Source organism: Rheinheimera texasensis DSM 17496, from assembly GCF_000711985.1.
Lineage (GTDB): Bacteria > Pseudomonadota > Gammaproteobacteria > Enterobacterales > Alteromonadaceae > Pararheinheimera > Pararheinheimera texasensis.
Window position 1 is genome coordinate 585,297 of the sequence record NZ_KL544005.1, and the last position, 19,162, is coordinate 604,458.

A 19,162-nucleotide genomic window follows, 5' to 3' on the forward strand; every position below is an offset into this window, starting at 1 on the left:
AGAACCAGATATTTCTATATTTTTCATTAACTTAATCTACGGCATTAAAATTGAAAGCCAAGAGAAAACAGTCATTCTGATTGGCAATGAGGCCAACTGCCGGAACATCGGTGGTTGGCCTTTTTGTTTTTCAGCCACGCTGTACCCACAAATAGGTAATAAAACTGCCCAGAGAAGGCAATAACGGCTGGAGCTCCAGACTTTTACAATACGAACAACGCCGAGCCCTGCTGTGCTAACTCAGAATTACCTGATATGCCAGAGCGGCCGTGGCAATCATGCCACCGGGCCAGACTGGAAACGGTCTGACCTCCCCCACTTGGAAAGGTGTCGATTTATGCTGCAAGACTCATTTGAACGCCGGTTCAGTTATTTACGTTTATCGCTGACTGAAAGCTGCAATTTTCGTTGCAACTATTGTCTGCCCAATGGCAGCGCATGTGACAACAAAGCGGCTGAACTTTCGGTTGCTGAAATTAAGCATTTGGTAAATGGTTTTGCCCATGCCGGGACCAGCAAAGTCCGGCTGACTGGCGGAGAGCCAACCTTACGCCGCGATCTCTGCAGTATTATTGAAACAGTACGTGCTACTAACGGCATCACCCAAGTCGCTCTGACAACCAATGGCTATAGACTCAATAAGGACATCCATCATTGGCTGGATGCTGGTTTGACAGCGCTGAATGTCAGTATCGACAGTCTCGATGCGGACACTTTTCATTTGGTAACCGGGCAAGATCGGCTGCCGGACATTCTGGCAGGCATTGACCGCGCACTCGCACTCGGCTTGCAAAAGGTCAAAATCAATACCGTACTATTGCGTCAGTATAATGGCCGCTCGTTAAGTAGCTTTCTTGAATTTGTCCGCGATAAACCGATCAGTCTGCGTTTTATTGAACTGATGCAAACTGGTGATAACGGTCCCTTTTTTAAAGCGCAACATCTGAGTGGTCAAAGTATCATCAGCCAACTCGTTGCAGCCGGCTGGCAGCTAATACCTCGGCTTGCAAACGCAGGCCCTGCGCTGGAATACGCCCACCCCGACTATCTGGGAACTATCGGTCTCATTATGCCTTACAGCGATCACTTCTGCGACGACTGCAACCGACTGCGTGTCTCCAGCACAGGCCAGTTGTTTTTATGTTTATTCGCCGAAGAGCATCAAAATTTACGTCATTTGCTAAACCAGGAGGATCCAGCTGCCATTGTTGAATTCCTGCAAGCACAACTGAAATTCAAACCATTTAGTCATCAACTAGCGAAAGCTCAGACTGGCTTGACCCGGCAACTGGCAATGATTGGAGGTTGATGATGCCTCATAATAAGCCTGTCTTTTCAGTACTGGTGCTATGCGGTGGCAAATCGAGTCGGATGGGACGAGACAAAGCGCTGTTGGAGCTTGATGGCGAAACGCTGTTAGAACGGACAAAGAGACTGGGCAAAGCGTTGGGAGCTCAACAAGTGCTGGTCAGTCGCAACGAAGCTGGATTCATTCAAGACCTGGTCAGTGACGCAGGCCCGATGGCTGGTATCGCCGCAGCAATTCCTCACTGTCATACTGGTTGGCTATTGGTGTTGCCCGTCGATATGCCGCTATTGACGCCACAGGCGCTGGACCCACTTTTATTGGATTCACTTGTATATCCAAGAGGGAGTTTTATCGAAGGCTTTCCATTACCAGTGTTGCTGGAGAATACCTATGAGTTACAACAATCTCTGGCTGCTGCATTATCAGACCCGACGGCAAAACGCTCGCTACATCAAGCGTGGACCAGACTAGGCCTACGTCAACTTCCCCTGCTCTTGCCTATGTCATTTCAAAACTGCAATGACCCAATTAGTTTTGCCAATATTCAGGCGCAACTGCTGGGTGGTCATGCGGCCCAGCCGACAACTGAAAGAAGGTGCAGTCAAGCATCAGGAGCTTAATATGACCTCGTTTCCAGGCGAATTGCCTTTGCAATTATCTGTTTTAACCGTATCAAATCGTCACACTGTCGACACGGACGATACCGGAATATGGCTTGTTAACGCGTTACAGCAGCAAGGTCATCAACTGAACCAGCGATGTATTGCCGAGGAGAATATCTACCAAATCCGCGCTGCCGTCAGTGCATTAATTGCGGACGTACAAACTCAGGTCATTTTGCTCTGTGGCGGTACTGGTTTTCATGCAAAAAATTGCACGGTTGAGGCTATCGCGCCATTATTCGACCGCGAGATCCCTGGTTTCGGCGAGCTGTTCCGTACCCTGTCCTATCAAAAAATTGGCAGTGCCGCACTGCAATCAGGTGCTATTGCAGGTATCGCTAATCAGAAGCTGATTTTTGCGATGCCAGGCAGTGTCGATGCGGCTCAACTGGCGGCTGACCAGATTATCTGGCCTCAGCTTATTGCGCACACCAAGCCTTGTAATTTTACCAGTTTGCTTCGCCGTGGCAGTGCTTGTAGTGCTTCAGCTGTAACAGGAACAAAATATGACTGATTTGACCCATTTGAATGCACAAGGTGAGGCGCAAATGGTGGATATAGCCGGAAAGCTAGCCACAAGTCGCACAGCCATCGCCCAGGCAGAGGTCACGATGTTACCTTCTATCATTGCGACCTTAACGCAATTACCTAAAGGTGACGCACTGGCTTGCGCCCGCATCGCTGGCATTATGGCGGCTAAAAAAACTGCAGATCTCATCCCTTTATGTCACCCATTATTGCTCTGCAAAATCGATATCCAGTTTGAATTGGATGCTGATCTTGGCAAAGTATTGATCCGCGCATTGTGTAAGGTTGAAGGCAGTACCGGTGTAGAAATGGAGGCTTTAACAGCGGTGAGTGTCGCTGCCCTCACGTTACACGACATGGCTAAAGCTGCAGACCCGGCAATTGAAATCAACAAAATCCACCTGGTGGAAAAACTGGGCGGCAAGTCAGGCCACTGGATACGAGCTGAATCAAACGGGAGATAGCAGCATGGTTCAAACTCTGGTCACACAAGTGTTATTTTTTGCATCGCTACGGGAAGCAATGAAAATTGGCAGCCTTAAGCTGACACTGACTAAACCGGTTACAGTGCAAAATTTGCTCATGATGATTGCAGGACAGTCTGATAGATTCGCCGCGGCCCTGGCCGAGCGCGAACTGCTGGTTGCCATCAATGAACAACTTGCTGATCAGCACAGTATGGTTCAGCCTGGCGACACCATCGCCCTATTTCCACCTGTGACCGGGGGCTGATGATGACGTGGATTAACTGCCGGATCCAAGTTGAGGATTTTTCGCTCGCTGCAGAATATCAGACACTGGTTCGGCAGGATTGTGGTGCTGTAGTGTTGTTTTCCGGCCTTGTCCGGGACCAGTTTCGACCCGACAGTGTCAGCTCAAACAGTATCGACCCAAACAATATTGACCAGCTACAAGCCCTGGAACTGGAACATTACCCCGGGATGACCGAGCGCAGCATATCAACGATTGCAGAGCAAGCGGCACGACGCTTTGACCTACGGGCAGTCAGTATCATTCACCGGGTTGGCGTATTGCCTGTTGGTGAGCAGATAGTGCTGGTTGGTATTGCAGCACCACACCGGCGCGATGCCTTCGCGGCCTGCGAGATGCTGATGGACTATCTTAAAAATGAAGTACCACTGTGGAAAAAAGCACATTTTCGTCAGTCCGCCGAGTGGGTGGAAGCAAAAGCAGCGGATAAAAACGCTCTGCAACGCTGGGAACAACCAAAGTGATGAACCTCTTGCTGCGTCTGGTATTTGTCCTGATATTCAGTGCTATCTGGAGCAACGTTGCTGCACAAGACAAACTCACTATCGCCGCAGCGTCAGATCTACGTTTTGCTCTGGAAGATATTCTGCGTGATTTTAAAGCTGAATATGCGCAGGACCTCACAGGCCTATCGGTTCAGGTGATTTACGGCTCGTCGGGAAAAATCAGCAATCAGATCCGCCAGGGCGCACCATTTGATGTGTTTTTCTCAGCTGATCGGCATTTCACTCAAGAGCTTTTTCGCGGAAATTTCACCACTGACGCTGGAACCGTCTACGCACACGGTCGTTTGGTGCTCTGGAGCCCAAAGCATGATATGCGCGGCGTCGCGCTGACAGAGCTTACCGCGGATAAGTATCTTAAAATCGCCATTGCGCAGCCTCTTCATGCGCCATATGGCGAGAGAGCCCGCCAAAGCCTGGTGTCTGCCGGAGTGTGGTCACAACTGGAACACAAGCTGGTTTATGGCGAAAACATCGCGCAAACGGCCCAGCTGGCACAAAGTGGCGCTGCAGACGTGGCGATCATCGCGCTGTCATTGGTGAAAAATCGGCGGTTAACTTCAGATACAGCGGCGCATTATCAGTTGCTCGATGTATCAACCCATCAACCGCTGCTGCAAAGTTACGCCTTAACCAAACGAGGTGCGGAAAAACTACCGGCACAGCTTTTGGTCCGGCATATGGCTTCAGGCAAGACCAGGCAGGTTCTGGCACAATATGGATTTGAATTGCCTGGGCCAACACATCAGGTGGCTGAATGACAGCACTCAGTGCCGCAGACTGGCAAGCAATTCAGCTGACCCTGACACTTGCTTTTTACACAATGCTGCTGCTGTTAGTGATTACGACACCATTAGCCTGGTGGCTGGCTGGCGAGCGACGTGGCTTATCCGCTTTTAGTTATTGGTTGCGGACTTTGGTGCAAACAGTTGTTGCTCTGCCTTTAGTCCTCCCCCCCACAGTGCTTGGGTTTTATTTGCTGTTGTTACTTGGTCCGCAAGGCGTTGTCGGCAGCACACTGCAACAACTGGGGTTGCCGCATCTGGCATTTTCCTTTCCGGGTATTTTGCTGGCGTCGGTGCTTTATTCGTTACCATTTGCCGTGCAGCCTTTGCAACAGGCATTTGAGCAGCTGGGCCGCCAGCCGGTTGAGATCGCGGCAAGCCTGGGCGCTGGCCCAATAGATCAGTTTTTTACTGTGATCCTGCCTTTGTGCCGTGGCGGATTTGTCGTCGCGGCGACGCTGAGTTTTGCCCACACCCTTGGCGAATTTGGTGTGATTCTGATGTTAGGTGGCAGTATTCCGGGCCAGACCAAAGTGTTGTCTATCGCCATCTATGATCATGCAGAGGCCATGAACTATGCGGCGGCACAGCAGCTTTCATTGTTGTTGTTGCTGTTTTCGTTTGTCGTGCTTTTTGTGGTTTACGGTGCTCGTCGCAAAACCGGGAGTCTATGATGACGGCATTACGGATAAAAGCGCATTGGCAAAGACATCACTTCAGTCTGAACATCGATACCATTTTGCCTGCCAGCGGCATTACCGCATTGTTCGGCAGATCAGGCTGTGGCAAAAGCAGTTTACTGCGACTGATAGCTGGTCTCGAGATGGTCCGTGATGCAACGGTCATTTTTGCCGACCAACCCTGGCAACGCCAGCAGAATTTTGTCCCGTTGCATAGACGCCGCATTGGTCTGGTCTTTCAGCAAAGCGGATTATTACCCCATTTATCCGCAGAGCAGAATTTATTGTATGGATTTCACCGGGTGCAACCCGAACTCCGCCGGTTAATGCCTGCGGACGTTATCAGGATGCTTGAGCTGGAATCATTGCTGAGGCAACCGTTAACCAGCCTGTCCGGTGGGCAACAACAACGCTTGGCTCTTGGCAGGGCCTTATTAGCGAATCCCCAATTATTGCTGTTAGATGAGCCCTTTGCGGCCTTAGATAGCCTGAGTAAAACGGCGATACTGCCATACATCCGGACCCTGGTTGATGAAACCGGTATTCCGCTGTTTTTTGTCTCGCATGACAGCCGGGAGGTTGAAAAACTTGCAGACCAGCTGGTGCTGATGGATGGCGGTCAAATCACAGAACAATCCAGTCTCACTACTGCATTGGCAAACCCAAATAATCCTTTGTTTGATGGCTCCGACATCGTCTCTTTGTTTTTCGGAGTGCCGGCTGAAAAAGACAGTTGGGGGCGGGTTCCAGTCCTCAGCAACGCTTGTTGCCTTTGGCTGGGTGATTTGACTGAGCCTGTCCCAATATCACAAGGTCAAGTCAGACTCAGTATTCGGGCCAAAGACGTGAGTCTGGCCCTGTCTCCGATCGCAGATCTGTCGATCCAAAATCAGTTACCAGCCCATATCACCAACATAACGCCCTACCGTCAGCAATTCCTGATCCAACTGCAATTGGCTGATGGACAGCTGTTACAGGCTGAAATTACACCCTATGCAGCCGCCCAGCTCAACCTCACAATAGGCAAGCCCGTGATTGCGCTGGTCAAAGCTATTGCTATCCGTTGAGCTCAGTCATCAGGCAATCTGGTTATGCACTGCTACACAGACCACGTTGAAAACTCGCCAGGGTTTCACTATAGCCGTGCTGTGGCAACATCACTTCAATCAACCGCGGCCTGCGTGTGTCCGCAAGGGCGTCCGCCAGGGCGCCATCAAACTGGTGCAGGTTCCAGATTTGACTGGCTCCGCAGCCCATAGCTCTGCCAAGCGCGGCATATTGCCAGCCGGCTAACCCGGCAGCTGTCAGCTCGGGCGCAAAAGCTTTAATCATGCCCCAGCTTTGATTGTTCAGTACTATGACGATCGGATTCAGCCCATATCGCTGGCAATGGCCCAGCTCCAGCCCGGTCATTTGAAATGCCCCATCACCAACCAACACTATCGGACGTAAACCGGAACTTAACTGTAAACCAAGCGCAGCAGGCACGGCAAAACCCATCGATGCGTAAAACGCTGGCGCGATGAGTGTGGCAGGATTCGCGGATAAAGCGGCAAACAAACAGTCACCGATATCAACAACAAAAGGATAGGTTTGCGATTGTTGACTTAACAACTGATGCAGGCGATTCACCAGGGTATCAGAACGCCAGACACCCGCTGTTTGTCCGTTTTGATCTGATGCTGACTTGAAGGCATTTTCACAGGGGGCTGCGGTTATCTGCACCTGCGGTTTTGCCTCAGCCCGAGCAGTAAAAGCATGTTGCAGTGCGGCGAGCACCTCAAGTGCAGGTAATTTAATGACACGGCCATCAGGCAATTGAGTTTGCTGCTCATCCACCCACAGCACAGGTCTGTCGGTCAAAAGTCTGGGATGCGCTGCAAAGTTACTGTCAGAACGAATAACACCGGCACAAATTAAAAAGTCAGATTGCTGCAGCCAGGGTAATGCCGGGTCTTCCTTCGCCCCGCTGTATACGCCTTTGTAACTGGCGGCACTGATATCTAACACGCCACGCCCCAATAACGTCGTCAACGCCGGCATCCCGCAGCGCTGGGCCAATTCAGCGACTGCAAGGTCAAAGCCAAAACGCTTTGCTTTCACGCCCACCAATAAACAGGGGGTTGTTACTTTGCATGGCAAATCCAGACAAAACTGTTCCAGCTGACGTTGTGCATTCCTGAGATCTGTTTGATTGACATCATCCGACGCGCCAGACTGCATCTTCGCAAGAGGAGAACACAACACTTGTGCATTCGCCATATCGCGGGGCAATTCTATCAATACCGGTTTACTTTCAGATATTGCCCGTTGAATCATCTCAGTTAGCTGCTGAGCCGCCGTTGCCGGATCATCGAGCCGGCATTGCCCGCAGGTGACTTCAGTTAGAATTCGTCGCTGCGCGTTAAGATCACTCACCTGATGATGTAGCAATAAACCTGAGGCTGCTTCGTGCTGCGATGGATAGCCGGCAAACACCAGCAGTGGCACATATTCCATGTAGGCCTGTGCAATCGCATTCACCGCATTCAGAGCACCGGCGCCATAGGTCAGCATCACCGCAGAAGGCGCATTGCGCCAGCGTGCGGCGGCATCAGCCGCATAGACTGCAGAGGGCTCATGGCTGAGCTGGATCAGCCGCAGTGGCTTTGCTTGTTGTCGTTGCCCCGACTCCAGCGCCCCCAGCCACGGCAGAATAAAGTCGCCGGGAATGGTATAAAGGTCGTGGATGCCATTGTCACTGAGTCGCCGATGTAACAGGTCTGCCAGAATCATTGTTGCGCTCCGCAATAAAATTGCGTGCTATTGTGCAGTGGCAACAGCCGCTGGCTTTGCGCTACATCAATAAAAACGCCGCTGTCCGCGGCGCAAAAGGAGTATCCCTGAACGTTAATGCTTTTTGCGCTTAACGCCACCAGCAACTTTTGGGCTGGACCCAAATGTCTTCGCCAGGTTCTACGTTATTGCGTTGTTGTTCAAGCCACGTCAAAGCATCAGCATGCATCATCGAACTCAACATCCCTGAACTGTCAGTCCCTACAGACTCCGCTTTGATGCCGTCAGCGGTGACCTGTAAACTGACGCGTTGCATGTCCAGCCGGCCGGGCTTTTTACGCAAGCCCTGCACCGTTTTAGCCGGCCACAACACCGGTTTTTGAACTTGTTGACCACTTAATAATTGCAGAGCCGGTATCAGTAGTTGCTCACAGGTGACCGCGGCGGAAACCGGGTTGCCTGGCAGGCCGAATAACCAGACTGGCGGGATTTGAGCGCGACGTTCGGTATCAGACCGGTTCAACCAGCCAAACGCGAAGGGTTTGCCTGGCTTGATGGCAACCTGCCAGAAATCCATTTGTCCCAGTTCGCTGAGCACCTGACGGGTATAATCCGCATCACCCACTGACACGCCGCCACTTGAGACTATCACATCGACAGAATCGGCAGCCTTTTGCAGCAAAGACCGGAGCGCCTGCGGATCATCCCGCACCCAGCCTAAATCGACTACATCACAGCCAAACCGTTTTAGCACGGACAGCAGCATAATTCTGTTGCTGTCAAACAAATCGCCGTCCTGCAGCACTTCTCCCGGCTGTCTTAATTCATCGCCGCTGGATAACACGCCGACCCGAACCTTTTTATAAACCGAGACCTGTGCAATCCCTAAAGTCGCCAGTAAACCAAGTTGCAATGGTCCTAACACAGTGCCCTGTGGCAAAACTAATTGACCGATTTCTAATTCGCTGCCGCATAAACGGATATGTTGCCCGGCGATCGGCCGCTGTTTGATGAAAAGCGCTGTCGCGTCATCCCCGGCCCACTGTGTATCCTCTTGCATCACCACAGTATCCAGATCTGCCGGCATCACAGCGCCGGTTGTGATCCGAATACAAGCCCCAGGCGGAACCTCACCGTCAAACGGGTGGCCGGCCAGACTTTGTCCAGCCACCTGCCAGCGTTGTTGTGGGTTTAACGTCACATCGGCAAAACGCAACGCGTAACCGTCCATCGCTGAATTAGTCGCGGTTGGGACTGCAATAGGTGAAAACAGGTCAGCAGCAAGCGTGCGGTCTAATGCAGAGAAAATACTGACGGTGGTCGCAGTTAATTGCATTCTGCTGCGGATTGCGGTTAATAAACGCTGTTGCGCCTCAGGAAGCGGCAGCATCGACACTTTTGGTTGCATGGTGCTGGTCATCAAGTTCTAGCTACCTTTTTTGCCCTGAAAATTTACCATCCAGACTGCAGCTTCTACGCGTGAGCGTAAATTTAGTTTTTTCAGCAAATGCTTCACATGAACTTTGACTGTACCATCTGAAATGTCGAGCTCGCGGGCAATCAATTTATTGCTCCGCCCTTTTGCAATTAATTCCAGAATTTCTTGTTCACGGTTCGTCAGTTGACTGAGATCAGTCGCAGGCTTTTCCACTGGTCTGCGGATCGCATCAGCAAGTGCTGCATTCACTGCTTCACTGAGCACCATTTTGCCATGCACTGCTTTTTTGATTTGCTCAAGTAATTCATCCGGATCTGAATCTTTGAGCAAATAACCATCAGCGCCCAGACTGATCGCTTTGATCACATCTTCATTCGAATCCGATACCGTGAGCATCACGATGCGGGAAGTGACGCCATCGTCCCGTAATTTTTTCAGCGTCTGATGACCATCCATACCCTGCATGTTCAAATCCAGAATAATTAAATCCGGATCCAGTTCGTTTGCTAAAACAATTGCTTCGGCACCGGAGCTGGCTTCCGCCACAATCTGCAGTTCATCTTCAAAAGCCAGCAGCTGACGCAGGCCTTTGCGAAGCAGTGGGTGGTCATCGACCAACATCACACTGTAGGTCTCAGTGTCTGGCGTTTCCGTTGTTTGGGTTTGCAGCTCTGGCATGTTGGGTTTCCTGTTTGCAACCAGTCAGGTGCCTATTAAGGAATAGGTCATTTATCTTCATGTTGATTTATATCATGTCCTGACAAAACACCGAAATGGCAGCGCGATTTAGTAACGAGGCAGCCGCTCTTGCGAGCAGATTTATCCAATTGTTTTATAAGGAGAAGATTAGCAATCTGCATCACTAGATACCTCATTGTAGGTATCCCTAACAAGTGTATTGGTACATTTAGCTAACTATTCAGATCCATTGAGAGCCCAAAGCGCAGCCTGCATAGTTGTCGCGATATGTAAAACTATGCAGGAGTGTTTATGGCCGATTTAAAACGATGGCAGCCAGAAGACGACCAATTCTGGTCGCAGACGGGTAAATCCATCGCCACACGGAACCTTTGGATCTCTATCCCCAGTTTATTGTGCGGTTTTGCCGTATGGATGCTTTGGAGCATTCTAACGGTCCAAATGCTGAACCTGGGTTTTCCTTATAGCGCCAGCGATTTGTTTTCACTGACGGCCATTGCCGGTTTGACCGGCGCAACACTACGCATCCCCGCCAGTTTTTTTGTGCGCTTGTGTGGCGGCCGCTACACCATCTTTTTAACCACGTCTTTGCTGATGATCCCTGCGATTGGGACTGGTATCGCTTTACAGGACAAAAACACGCCGTTTTGGGTATTCCAGCTAATGGCACTTTTATCCGGTATTGGTGGCGGTAACTTTGCGGCATCGATGTCAAATATCAGCTTCTTTTTCCCAAAAAAGCAGCAAGGCCTGGCCTTGGGCTTAAATGCTGGTCTTGGTAATTTTGGCGTTACCAGTATGCAAATTCTGGTACCCCTTTTCATGACATTCGGTGCTTTCACTGTGCTTGGTGGTGGCGACTCGATGACTCTGCAAAAGGCCAGCGGCACCTTGATAGGCGCTATTCCTGCGGGTAGTGAAACCTGGGTACAAAATGGTGGTTTTGTCTGGTTACTATTGTTAGTGCCTCTGGCTTTTGCTACCTGGTTTGGCATGAACAACATCAATACCGATGAAGTCACGCCCAAACTGCCATCAGCACCAGTGTCCTTTGCGATCCAGCTGTCGATGCTGGCCATCGGCTTTATCACTGCAATCGCCGGCCTGTGGTTGATGCTCCCTGTTTCCGCTAACGGTTCAGGCTTCGGCATCCCAAAAGAGCTGGTGTTAATCGCGGTGTTATTCGCGACTGTCTTTTTGCTGAAACTACTGCCAGGTACCATTCGGGCCAGCTTAGAACGCCAGTATCAGATTTTTGGCAACAAACACACCTGGGTGATGAGCGTGTTATACGTTATGACTTTTGGTTCTTTTATCGGGTTTTCTGCGGCGTTCCCGCTTTCTATTCAGGTCATTTTTGGTTACAGCCATCAACTGGTTGATGGCGTGATGATCCATAATGCCGTGAATCCAAATGCACCCAGCGCTTTAACTTACGCTTGGATAGCGCCATTTATCGGCGCATTAATTCGTCCGGTTGGTGGTTGGCTGGCAGATAAACTCGGTGGCGCACTAGTCACTCAATTATGCTCGGTGGTGATGGTGCTGTGTGCATTAGGTGCAGGCTACTATATGCAGCAAGCCTATCAGTCGGCGACACCAGAGCAGTTCTTCATGCCGTTCTTTTTAATCTTTCTTGGCCTGTTTGCAGCCAGCGGAATCGGCAATGGCTCCACCTTTCGCACAATCGCCGTGGTTTTTCCAAAAGAACAAGCGGGCCCGGTGTTAGGCTGGACATCCGCAGTCGCAGCATACGGTGCGTTTTACATTCCACAGGTATTTGGCGAACAAATTAAAGCGGCCACTCCAGAATATGCAATGGTTGGCTTTGCTGTGTTTTACGCAATTTGTTTGCTCTTGAACTGGTTCTTCTATCTGCGTAAAGATGGCGAGTTCTACAATCCATAGGCCGCTTTAGCACAACAAAAAAGCCAGCCCAGATGAGCCTCTGAGCTGGCTTTTGTTTTTGACGCGTTAGACTCTTTGAATATCGATCGCACTATCGCTGGAAAATTACTGAATCACCACCAACCAAATAGATTTTTCCCAGCAGTTCCTAGTACGGTTTTCAAAGGCCACTAATCAAAAAGAACGGTCAGTCATAGTCTAATGCGACAAGGTGAGTAAACTATTGCCCCGAACCATCTTCCTCAGGCGTATTTGGAGAATTCATCAAGTTTTCGTAGCATTTCTGAATCCACAGCTCCTGCTCTGAGAGCTTTTTCTCCCGGGGCTTCTTTTTCGAAGTCTTCGGGCTGTCCCAATCATAAAGAATTGGGTCCAAAAGGCTTGGGTCATACAGTTCCGGACCGGCATCCATTATCAGTTCCAAACCCTGGCTGTCGTAGTGTACTGACTCGATGTCTTGAGTTTGCGGCGTCGTGACCTGCGTACTTGCTTGTGTCGTTTCGGTTTCCTTCGGAGCAATAGGCGGCACTTCCCTGCTGTATTTCTGTGTGTAGAACTCGATATGAGGATTGTCGCGGCAATGGAGGTAATACAGACCAATCAAGGCGGTTTTCAGGCCGTAACCGGAGTTTCTTGGGGTCAGGGATTCGCTGTCTATCACGCGAGTCAGGTTTAACGATACATAGTAGCGATTTTCAATAAATAAGTACTGCGGGTGTCTTATTAACATTCGCTTGAACATCCTCAGATTCAGCCCCCGCTTTCTCATCAATGATTTTCGCAGCCAGGCGTCAGGTTCGGCTTTATTACGAAGCGACAGCTTGATTTTTTGCCTGGGTTCCAGCTTTTGGATGATGGGTTTGATATTTTCGACAAAGTCCACCAGGCGATTTTTGTAAAAGAAGCGGATGTCACTGAATTTACCCGGGCATACCCAGACGACATAACTTGCCGCCGCGAGAACCATCGATTGCTCTTCGGCGGTTAACTTTTGATACATCACCAATATTTGCAGGGCAACAGCTGCATCCCGACGATGACGTGGCCAAATCGGTACTCGGACATGAGGTCTATGCAATAACTTCTTCTCATCTTCATTATCCCTATGGCCATCACTGTCGCGATAACTATCACTGTGACTCTCGCCATATTCCTCATTCAGCTGCGCCAATCCCCTTTCATAAGATAACTTGCACTTCCCGCTCATCGGCTTTGCATGCACCACCACCTGCCAAGCATCCACCGCAGCCTTGAGTCTGTCGATATCAACCAGATACTTCTTCTCCAACGCTTTGAGCGATATTTCTTTGAAGTTGTTTTGATAATAATGCAGCGCTTGGTAAAAACGGCTATCCGCGTGACCGTAGATTTTTAGATGAATAGCCTCCGCAAGCTGCTGCGCCGGGGGTGCTTCTGGGATGGCATGACAAAATGGCTGAAGCTGTTTGGCTACCAGTCCTGCCAAATGGCCCTGCTCTAAATGACGAAACACCGTCCGCCGATGAAGCCCCAGCAATTCTATTTCCCGCTCTCGGGAGAAATGACTGTCTCGCCAAAACTCCGCAACGATGGCCCAGTGCATCGAATGCAGGTAATGAAAAGTGGTAATCGACGGACCTGAGTGACCGGTCATCAGACTAATTGCATGTAGCGTTTTTCGGCTCGGCATAGCCTGCAGCTGTTGAAAGTACTGCGCTTTTGCCATCGCTAAATGCGCCATCACCGGGTGCTGTAACTGTGTTTTCAGTGGAAATGCATGGGGATATTTATCCGCTTGCCAGGACCAGAACAGCCAGGTGGCAAAACTATGTCTTAGGCGGTGAAAACGAAAGGTTGCGTCATCGGTGATAATCTGCAGGACCTGCACCAACCCGTTAAATAGCTGGTCATCCGGATACAGCTCCGCATATTTATTTTTTTGCGAAAACAGATATTGCGGCCCCCGTTCTTTGCGGGGCCTCGATTGCATAAAATCAAACAGCAGCCGGATTTCATCCGCGCTCGCCAGAAGACCAAGGGGGACACGACGTGTCGCGGAATCTGACTTCAGCCCCCGCTCTTCATGCGGGTTGACGACAACCACCACCGAGCTTGCTATCCACTCACCAAGGTCATCCCGCTGAATTTCGAAATCTTGTAGCCGCAGCATGTACGCTTCGCTGCGTCTGAGGCCACAGCGAAACCCCAAAATCAGTAAAAGACTCTGAGCCTTCGCCACATCGTTGTCTTGGTCTGCCAAATACGCTAAGGCCCTTGCATATTCTGCCGGCAGCAGAATATTGGCATCGACCAACTCGGCCTTGTTCCGCTCGCCTTGGACGATGGCTTGCGTAAACACGTAACTTTGCGCCAAGCCATAAATTTTCATCAGATAGATGTGAAAATCCCGCAACACACGGGCACGCTTTGTTTTCCCGGCACTGCTGGGCGCGCCATCAATGATGTCTACGTAAGCTTCATCCAGACTTTCAGCTAACAGTAGCTCGATGCGTTGCTCTTGGAACCGTCGGCTAAGTGGCTCAAAGATAGTACCGAGATAGCTCAGTAAACTTTTGGGCCGGATCCTGCCGGACCAATGACTTTTCATCACCAGCCGATGTGATGCCCAGCTGATTAATTCGCGCGTCACCGGCAACAAATTCAAATCCGGATTGTTGGCAATACTGGCAATCTGTTGACTGGCGTCTTTGAGGCCACTAAAAGTGCTTTGTGTCTTCGAAGTGCCGGTTTTCGCAGAGGCATTTTCAGCGCTCTGAAGTGCAGCCGCCGCACCTCTTAAGATGTCCCTCACATCTTTCATGACATCGGCACAGGCGGTGACCGAGCTCAGCGATTTCGAATAACTGGGGCGCTTTTCAGCTTCGCGAGTGCGCACGACTGTCGAGATTGGTGCTGAGAGTTCTGCTGAGGCGTCAGCTGTGTCTTCAACAATCGCTTCCTGCCCGGGATATCGTCCGCCTAATAACCGGTAAAACGAAACCGGGTCGAGTGTCAGGTTCGGCTCGCTATCACTCATCACCCCAAGCAGGCATGGGGTCATATGAAGCGACAACCTTGCCAATATCAATTCCCGCATTGCTGTTGTTGTCATCCCGGCAAGCTCTGCATGGCCCTCATGACGTAAAAAAGCCCGGATATATTTTTCCGGCTGCGGTGGGAGCGCAGGGACTTGTTGGATGTGTTGTTTTGCCTGAATAAAAGCATTAATCAGTAGCAAGGACACCGGATCTGGCAGCCATAGATGAGTTTCGCCCGCCTGACCGGTTAACTCGAACCAAATCACGTCCTGATGGCAATACGGTTTATCCTGCAGAAAGACTTGCAGTAACTCGCTTTGCAAATCCCCCCGCAACAAACCACCAAATCGCATCGCACAGTACAGCAGCCGCCCCAGGCACAGCGTCCAGTCCGAATGACTGAGTAGCTGCGGCTTGCCATCAGGCGCCATTCCAGCATGTTCATCATCGGCTTTTTGCAACAGAAGTTTTTTATCACATTGCTCCAGCAGAGGCAGTAGCTGCAAGTTCCCCTGACGCAGTGGCGGCTTTGGCCGTCTGAGCTGTATCGGATTGCGCAGATTTAGCTTGGCGAATTCCCCCTTGTTGCGATGAGCCACGATGTAATTATTCAGATGCGCTAATAATTCAATCGCCGAATGCGTGCGGGATTTCGACTTTCTGGCGCGCTCATGCTCTGGACTGAAAATCGCCCAAAACAGATTGTCATAGTCAGATTGCTGCAGAATGATCAGGTCGCTCTCGATACGCTGTGTAGCCTTCAGCCCCACCCCATCCATAATAGTGATGAGCTCAAGTGGCAATTCCCTGATTTTCATGAACAAAGCCCGGTCATCGCGCGAATATCCAACAGCCGAATGAGCTCATCAAGCTGAGGTCTCAACGCCTGACGAATATCGGTAAACGACAATGTGGATTGTGCATTCCAAAAGTGTTCCCCAAGATTGCCATGCCCGATGTAAGCGTCAATGATTTCGGCAGGAACCCGTTTCATATCCAGATAAGAGCGCAAGAAACGGCGGTGACTGTTGGCAGGTAAATCTATCCAAGGTGCGAGCAAGTCGGCATATTTCTTGGGCCGAAATGGCGTGATGGCGACCCGGATGGTTTTGTCGCCATCCTTGCGCTTGCGCCCGGCGTTGGTGAAGAAAAATGGCGTGGGGCACTGGAGCAAATGCCAGGGTTGTAACATCCCAATCCGGTGCATCCGTCCGGCCATCGCTTCAATATGACTCTGGTAGTTCTCAGCAATTTGAATAGCAAGCGGATGAAGCGGGATCGTTCGGCTGTGGAACTCATCTTCAGTATCTTTATCGCGCAGCACCGCCACATCGACGCCATGAAGAATATCACTCGAGCGGATAAAGCCATGATGCGTGGGCCGCATGCCAGTCAGCAATCCCTGGCAGAGGACCGAATAGACAGTAAAGTGATTGTGAAACACTAACCATTGGTCATCGGTAAGCAGTGACTTCTTTAACTGCTCCAGATGCTTTCGAAGCCCAGCCAAGGCATCGACATATTGCTGCAAAGTCGGCAGATAGCGACAGCCAAGTGACAATGACGGAATGGGCAACTGGTCGTCATTTTGCGAAAAGGTCAGAGGCACGCCACTACTCACCGACATCTCTTCAATGAGCTCGCGATAACGCGCCCGAATTTCCACTAAAGGTAGTGCCGTATAATACAAACGTGCCTGACTGCCAGGTGCCGGCCTGCCAAACATCAGCGTGGCAGTGGCACTGCCAAAGCGTTGGCAAGCCCGGATAAACAAATGATTAGCGACCTGGGATAAAGAGATACCCGACAGTTCACCTTGCATGCTAAGCCTGTAAAATATGTCGATGCCTGCCGTTTGTTCGAGGTCACCTAATAATCGATTCTCTCGGTATAACCGATTTTTAGAAATGTCAGCTTCTAACCACTCAACCAACTCGTCCGGAAATGGTAACCTGACTCCTTCCGCAAGCGGAGTTGCATCCACCTGGCGCAGGTCATGCTCATAGTTGATGGCATACGCTGGCAACCCCACTTCCCTACCGTCTTCGCGCAAATAAACGACGTCAAACCGATTTTCACTCAAATCGGCTGTGACTCTTGATGCCCTGAATCCAGGTTCATGCCGCGCACAAAACAACATCAACAATATGAGCTTTGCAGGCTCCTGGTCATAATCTTTTGCACTGAAGCAAACCTTTAAAATGCTCCGAAGCTGGGTACCAGATAACGACTGAAACGAAGATGGTAAGTACTGATGTTGACGCTCTACACGTTTGCGGACGGCCCCTGCGACCCGTCGGCCATGAAATGCGGTGATATAGTGCTCAATCGGTTCGTGTTCGGCGAAGATAAAGGCTTCTGTTGCAGGTTGTTCAAATAATTCCTCTCCTGCGTCAAACTCGTCTTCGCCGTAGTCAGTTTCGAGCAACGAATAGAGCGTATCTGGCGCACCATTGGTTTCAATCAACGTTTCCGGATAAAGCAGTGCACTGCCAGTGAGTGCTGAAATACCATGACTGCTTAATCCACTGACGATGTCCCTACCGGGCCCTTGCCCACCCCGGGGCCCGCTGGCTGTGCGCTTTTTCTCAAATCCCTGTGTGATCCGCAGAATCTTTATGACGTCCATTATTTCGTGATAAAAATACTGATTCTTCCGTCGCGGATCTTTAGACTTTAATGCCCCTCTCGCTGTGCGATAGTCCGGCGGCAACTCACTATGCGCAACAAAGTAGTCCGCCAGGTCATACAAAAACTCAATAAATGCGAAATAGCTTGGGCAATACTGACAATCCGCTTTTTTAAGCCATTCCAAACCGACTGGATTTTCATCGGTTAACCGACGCATCATAATGCTGATGGTATTAAAATCATGCTCCTTGAAACCTATGCTGATCCCATAGTTCTGCATCGTTGCCTGACGAAAAGTGAACAAAAATTGTCGCAACCAGTGAAAAAACAGCTGATTTTCCGCACTATTTAAGTAGAACAACGAATAAAAAGGGTTTTTATCTATGGTACCACGTAAGACGCTACGTACTTTTGTCTGGCTGGTGTTTCGCCACAAACGTTGGTGTTTTTTGGCTGGCGTGATCTGAGCATGGCAGCGATAAATCAACTCCTCCAATAGACGCAGGTCTTCAACAACATCGTCCAAACTGCTGACATCCCGCATCAGCGGCAAGGCAAGCGCTGCTTTGGCATTTTCAAACACCCCGGCAATCCCAACCAAATCCGCAGGGGCGTTTAATCTTTCCAGCAGACTTGGCAAGCGCTGGCCTTGTTCGGGGTCTAACTGAAAGGTCTCAAAGGCAAATGACCAATCAGGCATCGAGTTCATCAGCTTGTTGCGGCAGGCTAGTGTCTTTTACATAGCGCAGATTCCGGTATTTCGGGAGCACGTTGAGCGTGTCAGCACTGACGTGGTTTTTGATAAGCCTCAGCTGTTCAAAGACTTTATTGCCAAGGGAAAACAGCAAAGGACTGCCTGCCAAATCCAGTTCAGCCAGCGCCACAATTTCCTTTGGTTTGATGTTTTGGTGAATGATGACAGGAATCAAGTTAAACAGCTGCGCGTCTTGAACCGATAACACCCGCGCTGTACACATCAGTTCATACAGCCGAAAGCCCGCAATCACCTGAAATTTAGATTCCTCTTGAACAGCGCTATCTTTAGCATCAGTGACTATCGGACTTTCTTTTTCAACCACATGGATAGGATAAAGCCTGGCAAGCGCCAACAAACCAGCAGGCTCAATGTCTTTTACCGAGGCAGTATAAGAGACCGCATGCAACTGCTTAACCAGAGCTTCCGCTTTTGGATGTAGTCCTGAAATCCGATTAAATTCAATTTCTTGCATCAATGCTTAGCTACTTTCCTCTGCTTGAGTAGCCAACATATAACGCGAATTGATGCTAGGCAAGTGGGTGTAAATGTCGTTCCTCATCAACTCTAAATTTGGTTGGGGTTGAAGTCATCTCAGAGATGAGCGGATATAAAATAATGTATTTGCGAGAAACGGATTTCCTTGATTTTGTTTAGGTATCAGAGAACAAGACAACCTGATTATGGACTTGCTCTCTGATG

General features: G+C 50.1%; 16 protein-coding genes and 1 riboswitch. Of the genes, 10 read left to right on the forward strand and 6 right to left on the reverse strand.

Annotation, left to right across the window (positions count from 1 at the left end):
* Positions 1-207 precede the first annotated feature (207 nt).
* Positions 208-346: riboswitch (molybdenum cofactor riboswitch) on the forward strand.
* The 9 genes from moaA to modC all read left to right on the forward strand — a co-directional run bounded on the left by moaA (position 338) and on the right by modC (position 6,305).
* A complete protein-coding gene (gene moaA, locus Q399_RS0113130; protein WP_031569155.1) occupies positions 338-1,309 on the forward strand; it encodes a GTP 3',8-cyclase MoaA in 972 nt (323 codons plus the stop codon). (Overlaps the previous riboswitch by 9 nt.)
* On the forward strand, positions 1,309-1,929 hold the full coding sequence (locus Q399_RS21610) for a molybdenum cofactor guanylyltransferase (protein ID WP_051685970.1): 621 nt from the start codon (positions 1,309-1,311) through the stop codon (positions 1,927-1,929). The genes moaA and Q399_RS21610 overlap by 1 nt, the downstream gene beginning before the upstream one ends.
* 1 nt (position 1,930) lies before the next feature.
* Positions 1,931-2,485 carry a molybdenum cofactor synthesis domain-containing protein gene (locus Q399_RS0113140; protein WP_051685971.1) on the forward strand — a complete coding sequence of 185 codons (555 nt, stop codon included), beginning with the start codon at positions 1,931-1,933 and terminating at the stop codon, positions 2,483-2,485.
* Positions 2,478-2,963, forward strand: coding sequence for a cyclic pyranopterin monophosphate synthase MoaC (gene moaC, locus Q399_RS0113145; RefSeq protein ID WP_031569159.1), 486 nt, complete (start codon positions 2,478-2,480; stop codon positions 2,961-2,963). Before Q399_RS0113140 ends, moaC begins: the two co-directional genes overlap by 8 nt.
* Before the next feature lie 4 nt (positions 2,964-2,967).
* The gene (gene moaD / locus Q399_RS0113150; RefSeq protein WP_031569162.1) at positions 2,968-3,231 is read left to right on the forward strand and encodes a molybdopterin converting factor subunit 1; all 264 of its coding nucleotides are present in this window, start codon (positions 2,968-2,970) and stop codon (positions 3,229-3,231) included.
* On the forward strand, positions 3,231-3,734 hold the full coding sequence (locus Q399_RS0113155; RefSeq protein ID WP_245612890.1) for a molybdenum cofactor biosynthesis protein MoaE: 504 nt from the start codon (positions 3,231-3,233) through the stop codon (positions 3,732-3,734). The genes moaD and Q399_RS0113155 overlap by 1 nt, the downstream gene beginning before the upstream one ends.
* Complete coding sequence (gene modA / locus Q399_RS0113160; RefSeq protein ID WP_031569168.1) at positions 3,734-4,534, forward strand: molybdate ABC transporter substrate-binding protein; 801 nt, start codon at positions 3,734-3,736, stop codon at positions 4,532-4,534. Before Q399_RS0113155 ends, modA begins: the two co-directional genes overlap by 1 nt.
* Positions 4,531-5,232, forward strand: coding sequence for a molybdate ABC transporter permease subunit (modB, locus tag Q399_RS0113165; protein ID WP_031569170.1), 702 nt, complete (start codon positions 4,531-4,533; stop codon positions 5,230-5,232). The genes modA and modB overlap by 4 nt, the downstream gene beginning before the upstream one ends.
* Entirely contained in the window at positions 5,229-6,305 is a 1,077-nt protein-coding gene (gene modC, locus Q399_RS0113170) for a molybdenum ABC transporter ATP-binding protein (RefSeq protein ID WP_084164308.1), read from the forward strand. Before modB ends, modC begins: the two co-directional genes overlap by 4 nt.
* 22 nt (positions 6,306-6,327) lie before the next feature.
* Here the strand turns inward: modC and Q399_RS0113175 are convergent, their stop codons facing one another.
* The 3 genes from Q399_RS0113175 to narL form a co-directional block, all read right to left on the reverse strand.
* On the reverse strand, positions 6,328-8,013 hold the full coding sequence (locus Q399_RS0113175) for a thiamine pyrophosphate-dependent enzyme (protein WP_031569174.1): 1,686 nt from the start codon (positions 8,011-8,013) through the stop codon (positions 6,328-6,330).
* Between the two features lie 130 nt (positions 8,014-8,143).
* Positions 8,144-9,433, reverse strand: coding sequence for a molybdopterin molybdotransferase MoeA (moeA, locus tag Q399_RS0113185; RefSeq protein WP_051685972.1), 1,290 nt, complete (start codon positions 9,431-9,433; stop codon positions 8,144-8,146).
* Between the two features lie 6 nt (positions 9,434-9,439).
* Positions 9,440-10,129 (reverse strand): two-component system response regulator NarL, encoded by a 690-nt coding sequence (narL, locus tag Q399_RS0113190; protein WP_051685973.1) that lies wholly within the window; start codon positions 10,127-10,129, stop codon positions 9,440-9,442.
* 312 nt (positions 10,130-10,441) lie between these two features.
* Here narL and Q399_RS0113195 point away from each other — a divergent pair, with 312 nt between their 5' ends.
* Positions 10,442-12,058, forward strand: coding sequence for an MFS transporter (locus tag Q399_RS0113195; RefSeq protein WP_031569182.1), 1,617 nt, complete (start codon positions 10,442-10,444; stop codon positions 12,056-12,058).
* A gap of 220 nt (positions 12,059-12,278) precedes the next feature.
* On the opposite strand, the gene Q399_RS0113200 is transcribed toward Q399_RS0113195, so the two are convergent.
* Genes Q399_RS0113200 through Q399_RS0113210 form a run of 3 tightly spaced genes read right to left on the reverse strand, consistent with a single transcriptional unit; the run spans position 12,279 to position 18,935 of the window.
* Positions 12,279-15,893, reverse strand: coding sequence for a tyrosine-type recombinase/integrase (locus tag Q399_RS0113200; RefSeq protein ID WP_031569183.1), 3,615 nt, complete (start codon positions 15,891-15,893; stop codon positions 12,279-12,281).
* Entirely contained in the window at positions 15,890-18,415 is a 2,526-nt protein-coding gene (locus Q399_RS0113205; protein WP_031569184.1) for a hypothetical protein, read from the reverse strand. The genes Q399_RS0113200 and Q399_RS0113205 overlap by 4 nt, the downstream gene beginning before the upstream one ends.
* Entirely contained in the window at positions 18,399-18,935 is a 537-nt protein-coding gene (locus Q399_RS0113210; RefSeq protein ID WP_031569186.1) for a hypothetical protein, read from the reverse strand. The genes Q399_RS0113205 and Q399_RS0113210 overlap by 17 nt, the downstream gene beginning before the upstream one ends.
* Between the last annotated feature and the right edge of the window lie 227 nt (positions 18,936-19,162).

What these genes read in the sequence shown, in the direction of transcription:
- moaA (WP_031569155.1), top strand. Translation starts at nt 338, where the DNA reads ATGCTGCAAGACTCATTTGAACGCCGGTTCAGTTATTTACGTTTATCG.
- Q399_RS21610 (WP_051685970.1), top strand. Translation starts at nt 1,309, where the DNA reads ATGATGCCTCATAATAAGCCTGTCTTTTCAGTACTGGTGCTATGCGGT.
- Q399_RS0113140 (WP_051685971.1), top strand. Translation starts at nt 1,931, where the DNA reads ATGACCTCGTTTCCAGGCGAATTGCCTTTGCAATTATCTGTTTTAACC.
- moaC (WP_031569159.1), top strand. Translation starts at nt 2,478, where the DNA reads ATGACTGATTTGACCCATTTGAATGCACAAGGTGAGGCGCAAATGGTG.
- moaD (WP_031569162.1), top strand. Translation starts at nt 2,968, where the DNA reads ATGGTTCAAACTCTGGTCACACAAGTGTTATTTTTTGCATCGCTACGG.
- Q399_RS0113155 (WP_245612890.1), top strand. Translation starts at nt 3,231, where the DNA reads ATGATGACGTGGATTAACTGCCGGATCCAAGTTGAGGATTTTTCGCTC.
- modA (WP_031569168.1), top strand. Translation starts at nt 3,734, where the DNA reads ATGAACCTCTTGCTGCGTCTGGTATTTGTCCTGATATTCAGTGCTATC.
- modB (WP_031569170.1), top strand. Translation starts at nt 4,531, where the DNA reads ATGACAGCACTCAGTGCCGCAGACTGGCAAGCAATTCAGCTGACCCTG.
- modC (WP_084164308.1), top strand. Translation starts at nt 5,229, where the DNA reads ATGATGACGGCATTACGGATAAAAGCGCATTGGCAAAGACATCACTTC.
- Q399_RS0113175 (WP_031569174.1), bottom strand. Translation starts at nt 8,013, where the DNA reads ATGATTCTGGCAGACCTGTTACATCGGCGACTCAGTGACAATGGCATC.
- moeA (WP_051685972.1), bottom strand. Translation starts at nt 9,433, where the DNA reads ATGACCAGCACCATGCAACCAAAAGTGTCGATGCTGCCGCTTCCTGAG.
- narL (WP_051685973.1), bottom strand. Translation starts at nt 10,129, where the DNA reads ATGCCAGAGCTGCAAACCCAAACAACGGAAACGCCAGACACTGAGACC.
- Q399_RS0113195 (WP_031569182.1), top strand. Translation starts at nt 10,442, where the DNA reads ATGGCCGATTTAAAACGATGGCAGCCAGAAGACGACCAATTCTGGTCG.
- Q399_RS0113200 (WP_031569183.1), bottom strand. Translation starts at nt 15,893, where the DNA reads ATGAAAATCAGGGAATTGCCACTTGAGCTCATCACTATTATGGATGGG.
- Q399_RS0113205 (WP_031569184.1), bottom strand. Translation starts at nt 18,415, where the DNA reads ATGAACTCGATGCCTGATTGGTCATTTGCCTTTGAGACCTTTCAGTTA.
- Q399_RS0113210 (WP_031569186.1), bottom strand. Translation starts at nt 18,935, where the DNA reads ATGCAAGAAATTGAATTTAATCGGATTTCAGGACTACATCCAAAAGCG.